Annotated in this window: 13 protein-coding genes and 1 pseudogene; 6 read left to right on the forward strand and 8 right to left on the reverse strand. The window is 68.3% G+C overall.

Annotated features, from left to right (window positions below; genetic code table 11):
- Nucleotides 1-27: 27 nt before the first annotated feature.
- On the reverse strand, nucleotides 28-1,674 hold the full coding sequence (gene ctaD / locus ACWIDZ_RS04970; RefSeq protein ID WP_291779629.1) for a cytochrome c oxidase subunit I: 1,647 nt from the start codon (nucleotides 1,672-1,674) through the stop codon (nucleotides 28-30).
- Nucleotides 1,675-1,697: 23 nt separating this feature from the next.
- A complete protein-coding gene (coxB, locus tag ACWIDZ_RS04975) occupies nucleotides 1,698-2,657 on the reverse strand; it encodes a cytochrome c oxidase subunit II (protein ID WP_346484775.1) in 960 nt (319 codons plus the stop codon).
- A 264-nt stretch (nucleotides 2,658-2,921) separates the two neighbouring features.
- Between coxB and ACWIDZ_RS04980 the strand changes: the two are divergent.
- The 4 genes and pseudogenes from ACWIDZ_RS04980 to tldD form a co-directional block, all read left to right on the forward strand.
- A pseudogene (locus ACWIDZ_RS04980) lies at nucleotides 2,922-3,233 on the forward strand (PadR family transcriptional regulator); the annotation flags it as partial.
- 116 nt (nucleotides 3,234-3,349) lie between these two features.
- A complete protein-coding gene (locus tag ACWIDZ_RS04985) occupies nucleotides 3,350-3,916 on the forward strand; it encodes a DUF1700 domain-containing protein (protein ID WP_291779624.1) in 567 nt (188 codons plus the stop codon).
- A 24-nt stretch (nucleotides 3,917-3,940) separates the two neighbouring features.
- Complete coding sequence (locus ACWIDZ_RS04990; protein WP_453989017.1) at nucleotides 3,941-4,720, forward strand: GIN domain-containing protein; 780 nt, start codon at nucleotides 3,941-3,943, stop codon at nucleotides 4,718-4,720.
- A gap of 251 nt (nucleotides 4,721-4,971) precedes the next feature.
- Nucleotides 4,972-6,402: a metalloprotease TldD gene (tldD, locus tag ACWIDZ_RS04995; protein ID WP_453989018.1), complete on the forward strand. Its 1,431-nt coding sequence runs from the start codon at nucleotides 4,972-4,974 to the stop codon at nucleotides 6,400-6,402.
- 168 nt (nucleotides 6,403-6,570) lie between these two features.
- Here the strand turns inward: tldD and mnmH are convergent, their stop codons facing one another.
- From mnmH to ACWIDZ_RS05010, 3 genes are read right to left on the reverse strand one after another with little or no spacing between them, the layout of a single operon-like run.
- Nucleotides 6,571-7,620, reverse strand: a complete 1,050-nt coding sequence (mnmH, locus tag ACWIDZ_RS05000) for a tRNA 2-selenouridine(34) synthase MnmH (RefSeq protein WP_453989019.1) — start codon at nucleotides 7,618-7,620, stop codon at nucleotides 6,571-6,573.
- The gene (gene selD, locus ACWIDZ_RS05005) at nucleotides 7,620-8,675 is read right to left on the reverse strand and encodes a selenide, water dikinase SelD (RefSeq protein WP_453989020.1); all 1,056 of its coding nucleotides are present in this window, start codon (nucleotides 8,673-8,675) and stop codon (nucleotides 7,620-7,622) included. Before selD ends, mnmH begins: the two co-directional genes overlap by 1 nt.
- 31 nt (nucleotides 8,676-8,706) lie before the next feature.
- Nucleotides 8,707-9,708, reverse strand: a complete 1,002-nt coding sequence (locus tag ACWIDZ_RS05010; protein ID WP_453989021.1) for a TraB/GumN family protein — start codon at nucleotides 9,706-9,708, stop codon at nucleotides 8,707-8,709.
- Between the two features lie 142 nt (nucleotides 9,709-9,850).
- Between ACWIDZ_RS05010 and ACWIDZ_RS05015 the strand changes: the two genes are divergently transcribed.
- A complete protein-coding gene (locus ACWIDZ_RS05015; protein ID WP_453989023.1) occupies nucleotides 9,851-11,899 on the forward strand; it encodes a TonB-dependent receptor plug domain-containing protein in 2,049 nt (682 codons plus the stop codon).
- A 137-nt stretch (nucleotides 11,900-12,036) separates the two neighbouring features.
- Here the strand turns inward: ACWIDZ_RS05015 and ACWIDZ_RS05020 are convergent, their stop codons facing one another.
- Nucleotides 12,037-13,803: a peptide MFS transporter gene (locus ACWIDZ_RS05020; protein WP_346484789.1), complete on the reverse strand. Its 1,767-nt coding sequence runs from the start codon at nucleotides 13,801-13,803 to the stop codon at nucleotides 12,037-12,039.
- Nucleotides 13,804-14,011: 208 nt separating this feature from the next.
- Between ACWIDZ_RS05020 and ACWIDZ_RS05025 the strand changes: the two genes are divergently transcribed.
- Nucleotides 14,012-15,175: a GNAT family N-acetyltransferase gene (locus ACWIDZ_RS05025; RefSeq protein ID WP_346520729.1), complete on the forward strand. Its 1,164-nt coding sequence runs from the start codon at nucleotides 14,012-14,014 to the stop codon at nucleotides 15,173-15,175.
- 24 nt (nucleotides 15,176-15,199) lie between these two features.
- On the opposite strand, the gene mscL is transcribed toward ACWIDZ_RS05025, so the two are convergent.
- Entirely contained in the window at nucleotides 15,200-15,610 is a 411-nt protein-coding gene (gene mscL, locus ACWIDZ_RS05030) for a large-conductance mechanosensitive channel protein MscL (RefSeq protein WP_087141720.1), read from the reverse strand.
- A 26-nt stretch (nucleotides 15,611-15,636) separates the two neighbouring features.
- Complete coding sequence (locus ACWIDZ_RS05035) at nucleotides 15,637-15,927, reverse strand: integration host factor subunit beta (RefSeq protein WP_003165992.1); 291 nt, start codon at nucleotides 15,925-15,927, stop codon at nucleotides 15,637-15,639.
- Nucleotides 15,928-15,977: the final 50 nt, after the last annotated feature.

Below are 15,977 nucleotides of genomic sequence, written 5' to 3' on the forward strand. Positions count from 1 at the left end.
GGCCTCTCCGGGTCTATCCGATACGGATCAGTGGTTGTCCGCCTTGACCACCGGCAGTTCGTTGAACTGGTGGTGCGGCGGCGGCGAGGAAAGGGTCCACTCCAGGGTGGTGGCGCCTTCGCCCCACGGATTGGCCTCGGCCTTGCGGCGACGGATGGCCGACTCCAGCAGCATCACCAGGAAGACGGCGACGCCGATGATGGTGATGAGGTAGCCGACCGACGAGACGTGGTTCCAGTAGGTGAAGGCTTCCGGGTAGTCGATGTAACGACGCGGCATGCCCTGCAGGCCCAGGAAGTGCTGCGGGAAGAACACCAGGTTCACGCCGATGAACATGATCCAGAAGTGCGCCTGGGCCAGGAACTCGTTGTACTTCACCCCGAACATCTTCTCGTACCAGTAGTAGAAGGCCGCGAAGATCGAGAAGATGGCGCCCAGCGACAGCACGTAGTGGAAGTGCGCCACGACGTAGTAGGTGTCGTGCAGGCTGTAGTCGATGCCGGCGTTGGACAGGACCACGCCGGTCACGCCGCCGACGGTGAACAGGAAGATGAAGCCCATCGCCCACAGCATGGGCGCCTTGAAGGTGATGGAGCCGCCCCACATGGTGGCGATCCAGCTGAAGATCTTCACGCCCGTGGGCACGGCGATGATCATGGTCGCGGCCACGAAGTAGGCGCGCAGGTTCACGCTCATGCCGACCGTGTACATGTGGTGCGCCCACACGATGAAGCCGATGAAGCCGATGGCGACCATGGCGTAGGCCATGGCGAGGTAGCCGAAGATCGGCTTCTTCGAGAAGGTCGAGACGATGTGCGAGATCATGCCGAAGCCCGGCAGAATCATGATGTAGACTTCGGGGTGGCCGAAGAACCAGAACAGGTGCTGGTACATCACCGGGTCGCCGCCGCCGGCCGGGTCGAAGAACGACGTGCCGAAGTTACGGTCGGTCAGCAGCATGGTGATGGCGCCCGCCAGGACCGGCAGCGACAGCAGCAGCAGGAAGGCCGTGATCAGCACGCCCCAGGCGAACAGCGGCATGCGGTGCAGGGTCATGCCCGGCGCGCGCATGTTGAAGATGGTGGTGATGAAGTTGATCGCGCCCAGGATCGACGAAGCGCCCGCGACGTGCAGCGAGAAGATCGCCAGGTCGAACGACGGCCCCGTATGGCCCATGGTCGACAGCGGCGGATAGGAGGTCCACCCCCCGCCGAAGCCGCGGCCCGGCCCGCCGTCGACGAACATCGACAGCACCAGCAGCACGAAGGCGAAGAAGATCAGCCAGAACGAGATGTTGTTCAGGCGCGGGAAGGCCATGTCCGGCGCCCCGATCATGATCGGGATGAAGTAGTTGCCGAAGCCGCCCATCGTCGCCGGCATGACGACGAAGAACACCATGATCAGGGCGTGCGCCGTGACCGTGGCGTTGTAGCCGTGCTTGGAGGCCTCAACGAGACCCAGGTACTGGATGATCGTACCTTCCTTGAACAGCTGAATGCCCGGCTCGGCCAGTTCCCAGCGGATCAGGCCCGACAGGGCGCCGCCGACGAGGCCGGTGAAGATGGCGAACACCAGGTACAGAATCCCGATGTCCTTGTGGTTGGTCGACAGGAACCAGCGGGTGAAGAAGCCCGGCTTATGGTCGTGTGAATCGTGAAGTGCAGCGGTGGCCATGGATCTGGGCTCTCGCGTCTCTCTTACTGAGCAGCCGGCGCGGCGGGCGCGGCGGCGGTTGCGGGGGCCGCAGGCGCGGCGTCGGTCGGGGCGGCGGCGTCAGCAGCCGGAGCGGCGGGCGCTTCGGCGACGGCGGGCGCGGCGGCGGCGGCGGCTTCATCGGCGGCCTTGGTCATGGAGCCGCCCTTGGAGGCGACCCAAGCGGCGAAGGCGTCCTTGCTCACCACCTTGACGTGGATCGGCATGAAGGCGTGGTCGACGCCGCACAGTTCGGAGCACTGACCGTAGTATTCGCCTTCCTTCTCGGCGCGGAACCAGGTCTCGTTCACGCGGCCCGGAACGGCGTCCACCTTGATGGCGAAGGCCGGCACGGCCACGGCGTGAATCACGTCCGAAGCGGTGATCAGCAGGCGGACGTTCTCGCCGACCGGCACCACCATCGGCTCGTCGGCGGCCAGGCGGTACAGGTGCGCCGGAGCCTTGTCTTCCGGCAGCATGTTCGAGATGTACTCAGCCACGCCCTGGTCCGGATACTCATAACCCCAGTTCCACTGGTTGCCGGTGATCTTCACCGTGACGTCCGCATCCGGATAGTCATGATAGGCGAACAGCAGACGGAAGGAGAACAGGGAGATGCCGACCAGGATCAGCACCGGCACCACGGTCCAGATCACTTCGATGACCGTGTTGTGGCTCCACTTGGCCGGGGTCGGGTTGGCGCGCTTGTTGTAGCGGATCGCGATCCACACCAGCAGCGCCAGCACCAGGACGCAGATCGCGGTGATGACCGGCATCAGCACGATGTTGTGGAAGAAGTGGGCCTCATGCGCCAGCGGCGCGCCGGCCGTCTGCAGGCCCAGGCCTGCCGGCGTCGGCTGACCCAACACATCCTGCGCCATCGCCGGCGCGGCGAAAATGGCGGCAAGGGCGGTCGCGGCGATACCGCCTCCCAACCGCGCCATGGCTCGCATGCCCATCCCCATTCGAGAAGTCCTCATAAACCGTTCAGCAGCAGACGTTTGCGAGCAATTCGCAAGCGTCGCCGGGCCCAGAGGACCTCGGCGTGTCATGGGCCGGTCCTTATCGGCTCGGATCGCCCTTGCCAAGCGATCAAGCGCACCTATGGCGCCGTCTCGACAAAATGCGGTCGATTAAATCGCTGTCATGTTTCGATAGCTACCTTGCATGGCAAGATACCTTGCGATACCCCTTGCATACCCGAACGAGGGACGACCGAGAGGGATTTCATGCCCGACACCATCGACATCCAACTGAAGAAAGGCGTGCTGGGATTATGCGTCCTGGCCCTGCTCGCCCGGCGAGACAGCTACGCCTATGAGATCGCCAGCCGCCTGTCCGACGCCATCGGCATGGGGGAAGGCACCATCTATCCGCTGATGCGGCGGATGCAGACCGACGGCCTGGTCGAGACCTATCTGGTCGAATCATCCAGCGGCCCGTCGCGCAAATACTATCGCCTGACCGCCGCGGGCCGCCGCGCCCTGGACGGTCAGACCGGCGAGTGGCGGGCGTTCGCCCGCGCCGTCGAGGCCCTGATTGCAGGCGATGACGACGAAAGCGTCATTGTCGCCGAGGCCCCGGCCGAAACGCCCGCCCTGCTCGATCAGAGCGCCAAGACCGAATCGACCGCCCACGCTGACAGGGGAGAGGACCAATGAACCGCGCGGAATTCCTGGCGCGCCTGCGCCGCGGCCTGGTGGGCCTGCCCGCAACCACCGCCAATGAGATCGTGGCCGACTATGAAGCCCACTTCGCCGACGGCGCCGCCGCCGGGCGCAGCGAGGCCGAGGTGGCCGAGGCCCTGGGCGATCCCGATCGCCTCGCCCGCGAACTGAAGGCCGAGGCCGGCGCCCAGCGCTGGCGTCAGGAGCCGTCGGCCTCGTCCGCCGCCGGGGCCGTGTTCGGCATCCTGGGCCTGGGCGCCATCGACATCCTGATCCTGCTGCCGATCGCCCTGCCCGTCTTCGGCACGGTGCTGTCGCTGCTGCTGGGCGGGGTCGGCGTCTTCATCGCCGGCGGCTTCGTCATGGTGGCGGGCGCCTTCATGGGCCTGCCGGGCGGGGCGCTGGCCGCCGCGCTTCTGGGCGTCGGCCTGATGGGCATGGGCATCTTCATGATCGGGACCATGGCCCTGCTGACCAAGTGGCTGATCGACGCCACCGTCTGGTACGCCCGCCTGCACTACCGCGTCATCAAGCCCGCCCTGGAACCCCAGGCCTAAAGCCAGAGAGAGGAGAACACAGTCATGATCCGCAATCTGCTCATCATCTCCGGCGCAGGGCTCATCCTGGCCATCGTCGGCATCGGCGGCGCCTTCGCCGTGGGGGGCCGCGACCTGGCCCGCCACGACTGGACCTGGGTCATCACCGACGACGAGGCCGGCGACAGCGGCTTCACCGTCGAGCGCGGCCAGGTCTCGCCCGACACCACGCGCGCCATCGAATGGACGGGCGACGAGCGCCTGGCGATCAACATCCCCGCCGACGTCGTCTACGACCAGCAGGCCGAGACGCCGGGCATCACCGTCTCGGGCGCCCAGAGCGTCGTCGATCGGGTGCGCTTCTCCAACGGCCGCCTGACGCTGGACGAGGCCCCGCGGGGCGACCGTAGCTATGTCCGCTGGACGCGCACCGGCATTCGCGGCTGGAGCGAGACGGACGCCCTGAAGATCATCATCAAGGCCCCCTCGGTGAAGGCCTTCGATCTGTCGGGTCCGACCGAGCTGAAGATCCGCGGCTACGACCAGCCGTCGCTGGACCTGACGCTGACCGGCTCGTCCGACGTGCGGGTCCAGGGCCGCGCCGAGACCGTGACGATCGACGTCTCCGGCGCCGGAGACGCCCGCATGGACGAACTGATCGTCGATGACGCCAAGGTGCGCGTCAGCGGCTCGGGCGACGTCCGCGTCGGCCCCAGCGGCAAGGCCGAGGTCGACGTCTCGGGCAGCGGCGAGGTCCGCCTGACCCGCCGCCCCGCCGAACTGCGCCAGTCGGTCAGCGGCTCGGGCGAGGTGTCGCAGGACTAGGAACCGCTCTCCCTCTCCCGGCGGGAGAGGGCTTGAGCCTCCAAGAGCCGAAGGCGATTGGAACAGGCGAAAGGGTGAGGGGCTTGTCCCGTCCGTCGGCGCAAGCCGTCGCGCGAACCCATCAACCGCGAACCCTCACCCTTTCGCACCAGAACGATCGCTACGCTCTCGTGCGCTCAAGCCCTCTCCCAACAGGAGAGGGTTTTTGCTGCCCCCGTGACGCCGCGCTCCTCAGCCCCTATCTAACGTGCATGAGCACCGTCGCCTCCCCCTCCCCCATCCTCGACGCCGCGGGCGTAGCCCCGGACGAGGCCCTGTCGATCCTGCAAACCGCGCTGTCGGGCGCCGACGACGGGGAGCTGTTCCTCGAAAAGACCGAGAGCGAATCCCTAGTCTTCGACGACGGGCGGCTGAAGGGCGCCTCCTACGATGCTGTTGAAGGTTTTGGCCTGCGCGTCGTGGCGGGCGAGACGGCCGGTTACGCCCACGCCAATGAAATCTCCGCCGCCGCCATCCGCCGCGCCGCCGACAGCGCCGCCCTGGCCAAGCGCGGCTATGACGGAACCGCCGCCGAGGCGCCGCGCGCCACCAACCAGCGCCTCTATGATCCGGTCGATCCGCTGCTGGCCCCGGCCTTCTCGGACAAGATCGCCCTGCTGGCCGAGATCGACGCCTGGGCCCGCGCCCGCGATCCGCGCGTGGCGCAGGTCTCGGCCTCCCTGGTCGGCGAACGTCGCGCCATCGACATCCTGCGCGGCGACGGGCGGCTGCTCAGCGACCTGCGCCCACTGGTCCGGCTGAACGTCTCCGTCACCGTGGAGAAGGACGGCAAGCGCGAGAGCGCCTCGTCCGGCGCGGGCGGCCGCGCAGGCTTTGAAGAATGGGTCGCCCCCGAACGCTGGCAGGCTCAGGTGGACGAGGCCCTGCGTCAGGCCCTGGTCAATCTGGAGGCCGTCGACTGCCCGGCGGGCGAGATGGACGTGGTGCTGGGCGCGGGCTGGCCCGGCGTCCTGCTGCACGAGGCCGTCGGCCACGGCTTCGAGGGCGACTTCCACCGCAAGGGCTCCTCGGTCTTCACCGGCATGATGGGCAAGCGGGTGGCCGCGCCGGGCGTGACGGTCGTGGACGACGGCTCCATCGCCGGGCGTCGCGGCTCCCTGTCGTTCGACGACGAGGGCACCCCGACCTCGCGCACCGTGCTGATCGAGGACGGGATCATGGTCGGCCTGATGCACGACCGGCTGTCAGCGCGTCAGCTGGGCGCGAACGCCACCGGCAACGGTCGGCGCCAGTCCTTCGCCCACACGCCCATGCCGCGCATGACCAACACCTTCATGGAAGGCGGCAAGGATTCGCAGGCCGAGATGATCGCCTCGACCAAGCGCGGGCTCTACGCTGCCAACTTCGGCGGCGGACAGGTGGACATCACCAACGGCAAGTTCGTCTTCCAGTGCACCGAGGCCTATCTGATCGAGGACGGGAAGATCACCGCCCCGGTCCGCGGCGCCACCCTGATCGGCGACGGGGCCACGGCCCTGACCCAGATCCAGATGATCGGCGACGACTTCGCCTTCGACCCCGGCGTCGGCACCTGCGGCAAGGCCGGGCAAGGCGTTCCGGTCGGCATCGGCCAGCCCAGCCTCAAGATCGGCGGCCTGACCGTCGGCGGCACGGCGGTCTAAGCAACCCTCTCCCGGCGGGAGAGGGCTTGAGCCTCCAAGAGCGAAGCGATTGGTTTAGGCGAAAGGGTGAGGGGCTTGTCCTGTCCGTCGGCGTGAGCCGTGGCGCGACCTTTTCAACCCCGAACCCTCACCCTTTCGCGCAAGGACGATCGCTGCGCTCTCGTGCGCTCAAGCCCTCTCCCATCGGGAGAGGGAGGCGGAAATGGCCTCAGCGGCGCGATCGACGTCGCCGTCCATCGTGATCTCGCCCAGATCGCGCGACCCTGCCGAGGCTCGGCGATAGGCCGGGTCGTAGTGGTCGCGCATCAGGGCCGTCGCCAGGGCGCGCAGGTCGCCCGCCTGGGACAGCGCGCGCCACTGCGCGATCCGCTCGCGGCTGTGGTGGCTGGGCATCCGCGCCAGCAGAGCGTCGCGCACGGCCGCATCCTCAGTCGTCGCCTGATAGTCGCGCAGCACCCGCTCGACCCGAGCCTCGAACGGGGCCGACAGGCGCAAGGCGGGCGCCGCCTTCATCGCCGCCCACAGCACAGGCGGCACGGTCAGGCGGCCGATGCGGCTGGCCTCGGCCTCGACCACCACGGGGCGGCTGAGGTCCAGAGCGGACAGGGCGGCGTAGATACGGCTCTCGAACAGCTTCTGCGACGGCTGCTCCGCCTCGGTGCGTCCGAACAGGGAGCCGCGATGCGCCGCCAGCCCTTCCAGGTCCAGGCTCTGGGCGCCGTGGTCGGCCAGCCGGGCCAGCACCTCGGTCTTGCCGCTGCCGGTCAGGCCGTCCAGCAGGACCAGCTTCAGCGCTGGCGCCGTCTCCAGATCATGCAGGGCGGCGGCCACCGTCCGCCGCCAGGTCTGATAGCCGCCCTCCAGCCGCGTGACGGGCCAGCCGACCTGATCCATCACCGTGGTCATGGCCGTCGAGCGCTGCCCCCCGCGCCAGCAATAGACCAGGGGCTGGAAGCTTCCGTCGTGGTCGCTCAGCGCCCCTTCCAGATGCGCCGCGATGTTCCTCGCCACCAGGGCCGCGCCCAGGCGCCGGGCCAGGAATTTCGAGGTCTGGACGTAGAGGGTTCCCACCTCCGCGCGCTGGGCGTCGTCCAGCACCGGCAGGTTGATCGCGCCCGGCAGGTGGTCCTCGACGAACTCGCCGGGACTGCGCACGTCGATGACGGCGTCGTAGCGGGCGAGCGCCCCCAGCGACACGTCCGCCGTCAGCCGCGCCATCAGCCGGCCGCCTTGACGACCACCGCCGGTTCGCCCTCGCGGACCCGGCCGACGCGACGCGCCGAGGCGAAGCCCATGTCCTGAACCAACGTCATCACGCCTTGCGCCGCCTCGGGCGCCACGGCGATCAACAGGCCACCCGAGGTCTGGGGATCGGTCAGCAGGTCGCGCCGCCATTCCGGCAGTTCGGCGTCCAGCGTCACCGCCCCGCCATAGGCCGCCCAGTTGCGCACCGAAGCGCCGGTCCGCACCCCCGCCTGGGCCAGGGCGGGCGCCCCGTCGAGGAAGACGGGCGCGTCGGCGTCGATCTCGACCGTCATCTCCGCGCCGCGCGCCATCTCCAGCGCGTGGCCCAGCAGGCCGAAGCCGGTCACGTCCGTCACCGCATGGACGCCGTCCGTCGCCGCCAGCTTCGGTCCCGGCGTGTTCAGCCGGGTGGTCGAGCCGATCAGGGCCTCATAGCCGCCCGCCTCCAGCCGCCCCTGCTTATAGGCCGCGCTCAGCACCCCGACGCCCAGCGCCTTGGTCAGGATCAGCACGTCGCCCGCCCGCGCCCCGCGATTGGTCAACACCCGGTCGGGATGCGTCAGGCCCAGGGCGACCAGACCGTAGATCGGCTCCAGGCTGTCGATGGAGTGACCGCCCGCCACGGGGACGCCCGCCTCGGCGCAGACCGCCGCCCCGCCTTCCAGCACCCGGCCGATGGTCTGGGGCGACAGCTTGCCGACCGGCATCCCGACGATGGCCAGGGCGAAAATCGGCGTCGCCCCCATGGCGTAGACGTCCGACAGGGCGTTGGCCGCCGCGATCCGACCGAAGTCGAACGGATCGTCCACCACCGGCATGAAGAAGTCGGTCGTCGCCACCAGGGCCTGCTGGTCGTTCAACCGCCAGACCGCCGCGTCGTCCGAGGTCTCGGTCCCCACCATCAGATCGGCGAAGGCCGCCGTGCGCGGCGTCGAGGCCAGGATGGACTGCAGCACGTCAGGCGCGATCTTGCAGCCGCAGCCGCCGCCATGGGCCAGGGACGTGAGTCTGGGTTCGGTCTCGCTCATGCCCCCGGCGTCGGCCTTCGCACGCCGGACGTCAACCGCCTTCGTGCGTGGCGGAGGCGGCCGCGCGCCATTCCGGGCCGTCCACCTCGAAGCCCTGGGCCTCCAGCGCATCCAGCACGCCGTCCGGCTCGGCCAGGCGGCGCAGCGGCGCGACCGCCATGGTCAGGCCGGGCTGGGTCAGCGCCTCGGCGACCGCCTCGGTCCATTCCGTGCGCAACTGCCGCCCGATCTGCGGATCGCCCCACGGCCAGCAGCGGTCCACCGCCTGATCCACCGGCGAGGCCAGCACCTCGGCCACCCGCAGCCCGCGCCACGCCTCGGCCCGCAGACGCACGGCGTCCGGTCCCAGCTCAGCCGCGGACAGGGCCGCGCGCAGGCATTCCCGGTGCGTCTCGGGCGGGGCCGTGATCAGGCTTTCCACCAGGTCGGCGCCGCGCACCACCCCGATGGAGCGGACCGGCACGAACGCCTTGCGGGCGGCGCGACGCACGGCGTCGTCGGCGCCGACCGGCCGCGATCCCTTTTCGCCCGCCCTGTCCTGAATCAGGCCGATGGCGAGCAGCAGCAGGCTTTCGCGCCTCCACTGATCGTTCTTCTCGGTCGCCATCACGGCTTCCAGCCGCGCTTGGTCCTCAGGCGAGAGATAGTCGGCGGTCGTCGCGCCTTCCGGCAGCCAGCCGATCGTGCGGATGCGCCACATCAGGCGCAGGACGTCTGCGGGCGAGGCGCGGCCGCGCTGCGGGAACAGGATGCGGTCGGAACGCGCGGCGGCCTCCTCCAGCGCCTGCGCCCGCCATTCGAAGCCGCGCGGCGCCTCCTCGATGGCGCCGACCAGGATCATCACCCCCTCGCCGTCGCGCCGCACCGTCCACATGGGCGCGCCCGCCCGTCGCGCGCTGACGACCACCTCGTCCACCCGCGTCGCCGCCTCCGTCTGGGCCTGGCCGGCGCGGGCCGCGATCGGAACCGCGGACACGGCCAGAAGAGCGGCCAGCAGAGCGGGAAGGGCGATCGGCGCGAGGCGAGCTTTCATGCCCCTATACTAAGGTCTCGCCGATCCGCCGCACATGACTATTCCGTAATGCTGTCAGCGATTTAATCCACCTGTCCCGCTTGTAACTGGAGATCGGGCGTCGCCGCCGTCACACCTCTGCCGACACCGAGGGAGAGGAAAGATGAACACCAAGAGCGCCCTGCTGGCGACCACCGCCCTGCTGCTGGCTGCAGCTCCCGCCGCGGCCCTGGCCGCCGAGAGGACGGACGCGCCCGCCCGCCAGACGGCCGTGCCCAGCGATCAGGCCGTCCTGATCTTCACCCCCGACTTCTTCGCCGACGCCCGTCCCAACACCGCGCTGGACATGGTCAACCGGGTGCCCGGCTTCTCGGTCAACGACGGCGACGGCGCGCGCGGCTTCGAAGGCGCGGTCGGCAACGTCCTGATCAACGGCTCGCGCCCGGCGTCGAAGAACGATACCGGCTCCAACGTCCTGGGCCGCACCGTCGCCGCCCAGGTCGAACGCATCGAACTGATCCGCGGCGGCGCGCCGGGCATCGAGATGCAGGGCTATTCCGTCGTCGCCAACGTCATCCTGAAGAACACCGTCAGCCGCGAGCACATCCTGACCGGCAACGCCTTCCTGTTCGAGGGCGGCCAGGACCTGTTCGGCGGCTCCTATCAGTTCACCGAGCGCAAGGGCGACCGCACCTGGGGCGTGACCTTGAGCGACGGCATCTCCAACAGCGACTCCAACGGCGCCGGTCCCCTGCGCCGCGTCGGCCCGAACGGCGAACTGCTGCGCGCCGAGGACTACTACAACGACGGCTACGGCGGCGGGAACTCGATCCGGGGCACCTACGCCGGCCCGCTGATGGGCGGCAGGATCGACCTGACGGCGCGTTACGGGATCAACGACTGGCACGGCGTCTATCGCCAGACCGCGCCGGACGTGCTGCGCGAAAGCCTGTCCGACGAAGACTCCAAGAGCGGCGAGATCGGCGTCGTCTACACCCGCCCCCTGTCGGAGCGGCTGAAGCTGGAGACGCGCTTCATCCACGAGTTCGAGGAGTTCGACAACGTCGCCACCGCCCTGAACCGCGAAGCCGGGGTCGAAGAGCCGATCGAACGGTTCGCCGCCAACGGCGACTCCTCCGAGACCATCCTGCGCGGCCTGCTGCGCTTCGAGCGGTCCGCCGCCCTGGAGTTCGAAGGCGGCGGCGAGATCGCCTACAACATGCTGGAGATCGATCAGACCTATTCGGTCGGCGGGGTGAACAAGCCCCTGCCCTCGGCCTCGGTCAAGGTCGAGGAGACGCGCGGCGAACTGTTCGGCAAGGCCACCTGGCGCATCAATCCCAAATGGACGCTCGAGGGCGGCCTGCGGCTGGAATCCTCGACCATCAGCCAGTCGGGCGACGCCGAGCAGGAGAAGAGCTTCTTCTACGCCAAGCCGCGCCTGCTGACGACCTGGACGCCGACGGCCTCCACCCAGGTGCGCCTGCGCATCGAGCGCACGGTCGGCCAGCTGGACTTCGGCGACTTCGCCGCCTCGGCCGACCTGGAGGACGAGAACGTCTTCGGCGGCAACGTCAATCTGGAGCCCGAATCCCGCTGGGTCGGCGAACTGACCTTCGAGAAGCGCTTCTGGGGCGAAGGGATCGTCAGCGTCGGTCTGCGCCACGACGAAATCTCGAACGCCATCGACGTCATCCCCCTGGAGGGCGGTTACGCCGCCGTGGGCAACATCGGCGACGGCACGCTGGATCAGTTGGTGCTGAACGTCACCGTCCCGACCGACAAGCTCGGCCTCTCGGGCGGCAAGTTCGGCTTCAGGAACACCTGGAACCACACCGAGGTCACCGACCCGACGACCGGCGAGATCCGCCCCATCTCGGGCATCCGCCCCAGCCAGGCGACCATCACCTTCCAGCAGGACATCACCAGTTGGAAGCTGCAATGGGGCGGCGCCTGGATCCCGCTGCTGGGTCAGAAGACCTTCCGTCCCGACGAAATCAACGGCTGGCGCGGCCACGACTATTACGAGCTGTGGGCCGAGTACAAGCCGACCCCGACCCTGTCGATCCGCGGCCAGGTCAACCTCTGGGACGACTTCAACGTCGAGCGGACCGTCTTCGGCGACCGCGAGACCCGGCCGATCGCCTTCGTCGAGAACCGCTTCATCGATCCGCGGACCTTCTATCAGATCCGCCTGCGCAAGACGTTCTGAGCCACAAGAAGAGGACCCGTCGGCGTCTCTTCGTCTCCCCAACGCGAAGCGGCCCAGGCGGGCGACCCGCACCAACTGAAAAGGGCGGCGCCTCCTGCGAGACGCCGCCCCTTCCTTGTCGCAAACCGATCAGGCGATCAGTGAACGCCCGCCATGCCCTTCTTGAGAAGAGGCGACAGGGCCAGCAGCACGACGCCGACGCCCACGCCGGTCCAGCCGATGGTCCCGAAGATGGAGCCATAGGTCTGCAACGCCAGTTGCGGGTTGGTGACGACGCCGGCCACGGTGTCCGTGGCGGTGGCGGCGGCGATCCAGCCGGCGACGATGTGAGCCACCGACGACGACAGGAACCACACGCCCATCATCAGGCCGACCACGCGAGCCACCGACAGCTTGGTGATCATCGACAGGCCGACCGGCGACAGACACAGCTCTCCGATGGTGTGGAAGGCGTAGGTCAGGAACAAGATCATCAACGGCACGCGGAAGGATTCGTTGAAGTTGTTCGCCGCCGCCCACGACAGCAGCAGGAAGCCCGCGCCGACCAGGACCAGGGCGACCGAGAACTTGACCGGGGTCGAAGGTTCGCGGTTGCGCTTGCCCAGCCAGACCCACAGGGCCGCCATGATCGGGCCGCCGATGACGATGATGCCGGGGTTGAACATCTGGGTGTAGCCGGCGTTGAACCAGCTCGGCATCTGGGTCGACTGGTCGGCGAACAGGGTCAGGGACGAACCCGCCTGTTCGAACAGGGCCCAGAACAGCACCGAGAAGAAGATCAGCACCTGGGCGACCAGCATCCGCGACCGCTCGGCGCCCTTCAGGCGGAAGACGGTGTAGCCGACCACCGACACGAAGGTGACCAGGGCGATGGGGATCAGGATCGTCTGCACGATCTCGTGACGCTGCATCAGCATCCAGACCGGGAAGACGGCGACGATGCCCGCGATCCAGAAGAAGGCCTCGACCGGCACGCCGAAGATGGAGCGCCCCTTCAGCGGGACCGGCGGTCCGCCGCGGCCTTCAAGCCAGGGCGCGCCGATCAGGAAGGTCAGCAGCCCCAACAGCATGCCGAAGCCCGCCAGACCGAAGCCGTAGGCCCAGCCGTAGGTGAAGCCCAGATAGGAGCAGGCCGCCGTGGCCAGCAGGGACCCCAGGTTGATGCCGACGTAGAAGATGGTGAAGCCGCCGTCGCGACGCGGATCGTTCTCTTCATAGAGGGCGCCCACCACGGTCGAGATGTTGGCCTTCAGGAAGCCCACGCCCATGATGATCAGCGACAGGGCCAGGAACAGGACCGGCTCGCCGAAGGCGGTGTCGCGCTTGGTCTCGACCTTGTAGCCGCCTGCGGGCGTGAAGGCGGGGAAGCCCTCGCTGACCGCCGCGACCGCCGCAGCGTCGGCGGCCTGGGCCGCCGCCGGCTCGGCGCCGACCTTGGACACGCCTTCCGGGGTGATGGAGATCTGGACCCGCTCGTCGCCGCTGACGGCGAACATGGTGCGGTTCTGATCGCGGCCGACGACCTCGATCTGATAGGCGCGCTCGCCGATGGTCAGGCTTTCCTTACCGCCCGAGCCTTCGAACGCCATGGTGAAGTGGCCCGCCACCAGCAGCACGGCGCCGATGACCACGGCCTTGCGCGCGCCCAGGTATCTGTCGGCGATCATGCCGCCCAGAACCGGCATCAGGTAAACCAGCGCGGCGTAGGCGGCGTAGATGCCCTGCGCCTCGGCCGGTCCGAACAGGAAGTGCTGGGTCAGATACATGACCAGCAGCGCCCGCATGCCGTAATAGGAGAAGCGTTCCCACATCTCCGTGAAGAACAGGATCACCAGCCCCCGCGGGTGACCCAGAAAGGTCTTGCGTGGCGCTTCGAGCGCGCCCCCTGCGTCCGTCGTGCTCAACGGCAAGCTCCATCTCTTGCGCCCCCGACGGGCGCGGAAGCGTGCAGAAACAGCACGGTCACGGATTGCAAACAAGCGTTAACGGCGAAATCCGGCCTACATGACGTCGCAGCGGCGGCGTTTCTTCGCCCTATGCGTGTCATTAGCCGAATGGACACTCTTTTACGGCCAAGTAGCCTCAATATGTTCGCCCATGGAGACGCGCTGAATGTCGATCCGCCCGGTTCGCCAATCGGATCTCGAGGCCGTGAACGCCCTGTACCGCAGCGTATGGTGGCCGCAACGCTCGGCCGAAGGATGGGCGTGGCTATGGTCGAACCCTGCGGCGGCGGGACGAAACACGCCCCACGGCTGGGTCATTGACGCTGGCGACGGCCCTTTCGCCTGCGCCGGAAACTTCATCCAGCGCTTCTGGAGAGGCGAACAGGCGCTGTATGGCGCGACCGGCTACTCCATCGTGGTGCCGCGCGAACACAGAGGCCGCAGCCGGGATCTGGTCCGCGCCTTCGTGGAGCAACCCGACTGCTTCGCGCGATACACGCTTAACGCGAATGCACGCTCCAGCCCCCTTTATAGGCGTCACGGCATGATTCCGTGGCCGCCGCTCACGCACGACGTCAAACTATCCTGGCTGGTGGACCCGCTGGCCTGTCTTTATGGCCGTGGTCTGCGCCGCATCGTCGATCAAGCGCCGCAGGTGGCGCGCCTGCTGGGCGAGCAATTGTCGCCCCTGCCCCGGCTGCTTGGAGGTCGGATGCAGCGCGCACAGGATCGCCTGCCCTCAGCCGTGAGTCTGTTGGACGATCTGACGGACGATTCGGACTACAGCCGCTTCTGGGACGCTCTGCGGGGAGAAGGTCGGCTGATCGCCGACCGCAGCCCCGCCATCATGCGTTGGCGCCTGTCCGACCCCGACCTGACGGTGCCGCCGCTGACCCTGGCGTATCGCGCGAACGGGCGCATCACGGGGTTCGCCGTCGCCATGCTGAACAAGCAGACGCCGCTGGAGCCGCCGATCCTGGAGATCATCGATCTGATCGCCCTCGAGACCGAAGCTGACGCTCTCCAGTCCCTTTTGGAAGGGCTGCGCACCCTCGCGCCGGCCTTGGGCGCGGCCAAGGTGCGATTGCAGACGACCTCGCCCGAATTGCTGCAGGCGCTCGGCCCGCTCGTCGACAAGGCCCACCGCGAAGGCGGCTGGGGCCACTGTCACGTCGCCTTTGACGCGGGGATGCAGGACGCCGGCTGGCGGCCCACCCCCTATGACGGCGACTATTCCTTCTGTCTGCGGCCGCTGCCCGCGCGCGCCAGCGCCGCCCTGCGGCTGGCGCCGGCGCCCGGGCGCCGCTCAGCGGTGGAAGCGAGGGCCTGACACGGCCCTCGCAGCGACGCTCCCTTAGGGGCGCGCCTTCAATTCGTCGCGGATTTCAGCCAGCAGGGCTTCGGTCGGCGTCGGGCCGGCCGCTTCCGGCTCGGCCGGCTGTTCGCGGCGCATCTTGTTGATCGCCTTGACCGCCAGGAAGACCACGAAGGCCACGATCAGGAACTGGATCAGGGTGTTGATGAAGGCGCCGTACTGGATGGCCACCTTCTCGACCGCTTCGGTCGCCGGGTTCTCGGGCACCAGGACCCATTCCAGCTTGGAGAAGTCGACCTTGCCCAGCAGCAGGCCGATCGGCGGCATCACCACCTGATCCACCAGGCTGGTGACGATCTTGCCGAACGAAGCGCCGATGATGACGCCGACCGCCAGGTCGACGACGTTGCCGCGCGCGGCGAATTCCCGAAACTCGGTCAGCAGGCTCATGGGATCTTCAGTCTTTCGATTAGGAATCAGGCGTCGCCGGAAGCGTTCAGGCGCTCGCGCAGTTCCTTGCCGCTCTTGAAAAAGGGCACGGCCTTGGCCGGCACCTCGACCGTCTCGCCGGTGCGGGGATTGCGTCCCGTCCGCGCCGGGCGGCTGCGCACCGAGAAGGCGCCGAAGCCGCGAAGCTCGACCCGGCCGCCGTCCGAGAGGGTCTCGGTCATGCGGCCCAGGATCACGTTCACGACCCGCTCCACCTCCGCATGGGTGAGATGCAGGTTCTCAGCCGCCAGTTTCTCGATCAGTTCAGACTTGATCATTCAGGCCCCCGCCTTGGCTTCACCGTCCGGGACGACACCCTAACCGTCTG

The organism is Brevundimonas sp. NPDC055311, from assembly GCF_053645695.1.

What these genes read in the sequence shown, in the direction of transcription:
- ctaD (WP_291779629.1), bottom strand. Translation starts at nt 1,674, where the DNA reads ATGGCCACCGCTGCACTTCACGATTCACACGACCATAAGCCGGGCTTC.
- coxB (WP_346484775.1), bottom strand. Translation starts at nt 2,657, where the DNA reads ATGGGGATGGGCATGCGAGCCATGGCGCGGTTGGGAGGCGGTATCGCC.
- ACWIDZ_RS04985 (WP_291779624.1), top strand. Translation starts at nt 3,350, where the DNA reads ATGAACCGCGCGGAATTCCTGGCGCGCCTGCGCCGCGGCCTGGTGGGC.
- ACWIDZ_RS04990 (WP_453989017.1), top strand. Translation starts at nt 3,941, where the DNA reads ATGATCCGCAATCTGCTCATCATCTCCGGCGCAGGGCTCATCCTGGCC.
- tldD (WP_453989018.1), top strand. Translation starts at nt 4,972, where the DNA reads ATGAGCACCGTCGCCTCCCCCTCCCCCATCCTCGACGCCGCGGGCGTA.
- mnmH (WP_453989019.1), bottom strand. Translation starts at nt 7,620, where the DNA reads ATGGCGCGGCTGACGGCGGACGTGTCGCTGGGGGCGCTCGCCCGCTAC.
- selD (WP_453989020.1), bottom strand. Translation starts at nt 8,675, where the DNA reads ATGAGCGAGACCGAACCCAGACTCACGTCCCTGGCCCATGGCGGCGGC.
- ACWIDZ_RS05010 (WP_453989021.1), bottom strand. Translation starts at nt 9,708, where the DNA reads ATGAAAGCTCGCCTCGCGCCGATCGCCCTTCCCGCTCTGCTGGCCGCT.
- ACWIDZ_RS05015 (WP_453989023.1), top strand. Translation starts at nt 9,851, where the DNA reads ATGAACACCAAGAGCGCCCTGCTGGCGACCACCGCCCTGCTGCTGGCT.
- ACWIDZ_RS05025 (WP_346520729.1), top strand. Translation starts at nt 14,012, where the DNA reads ATGTCGATCCGCCCGGTTCGCCAATCGGATCTCGAGGCCGTGAACGCC.
- mscL (WP_087141720.1), bottom strand. Translation starts at nt 15,610, where the DNA reads ATGAGCCTGCTGACCGAGTTTCGGGAATTCGCCGCGCGCGGCAACGTC.
- ACWIDZ_RS05035 (WP_003165992.1), bottom strand. Translation starts at nt 15,927, where the DNA reads ATGATCAAGTCTGAACTGATCGAGAAACTGGCGGCTGAGAACCTGCAT.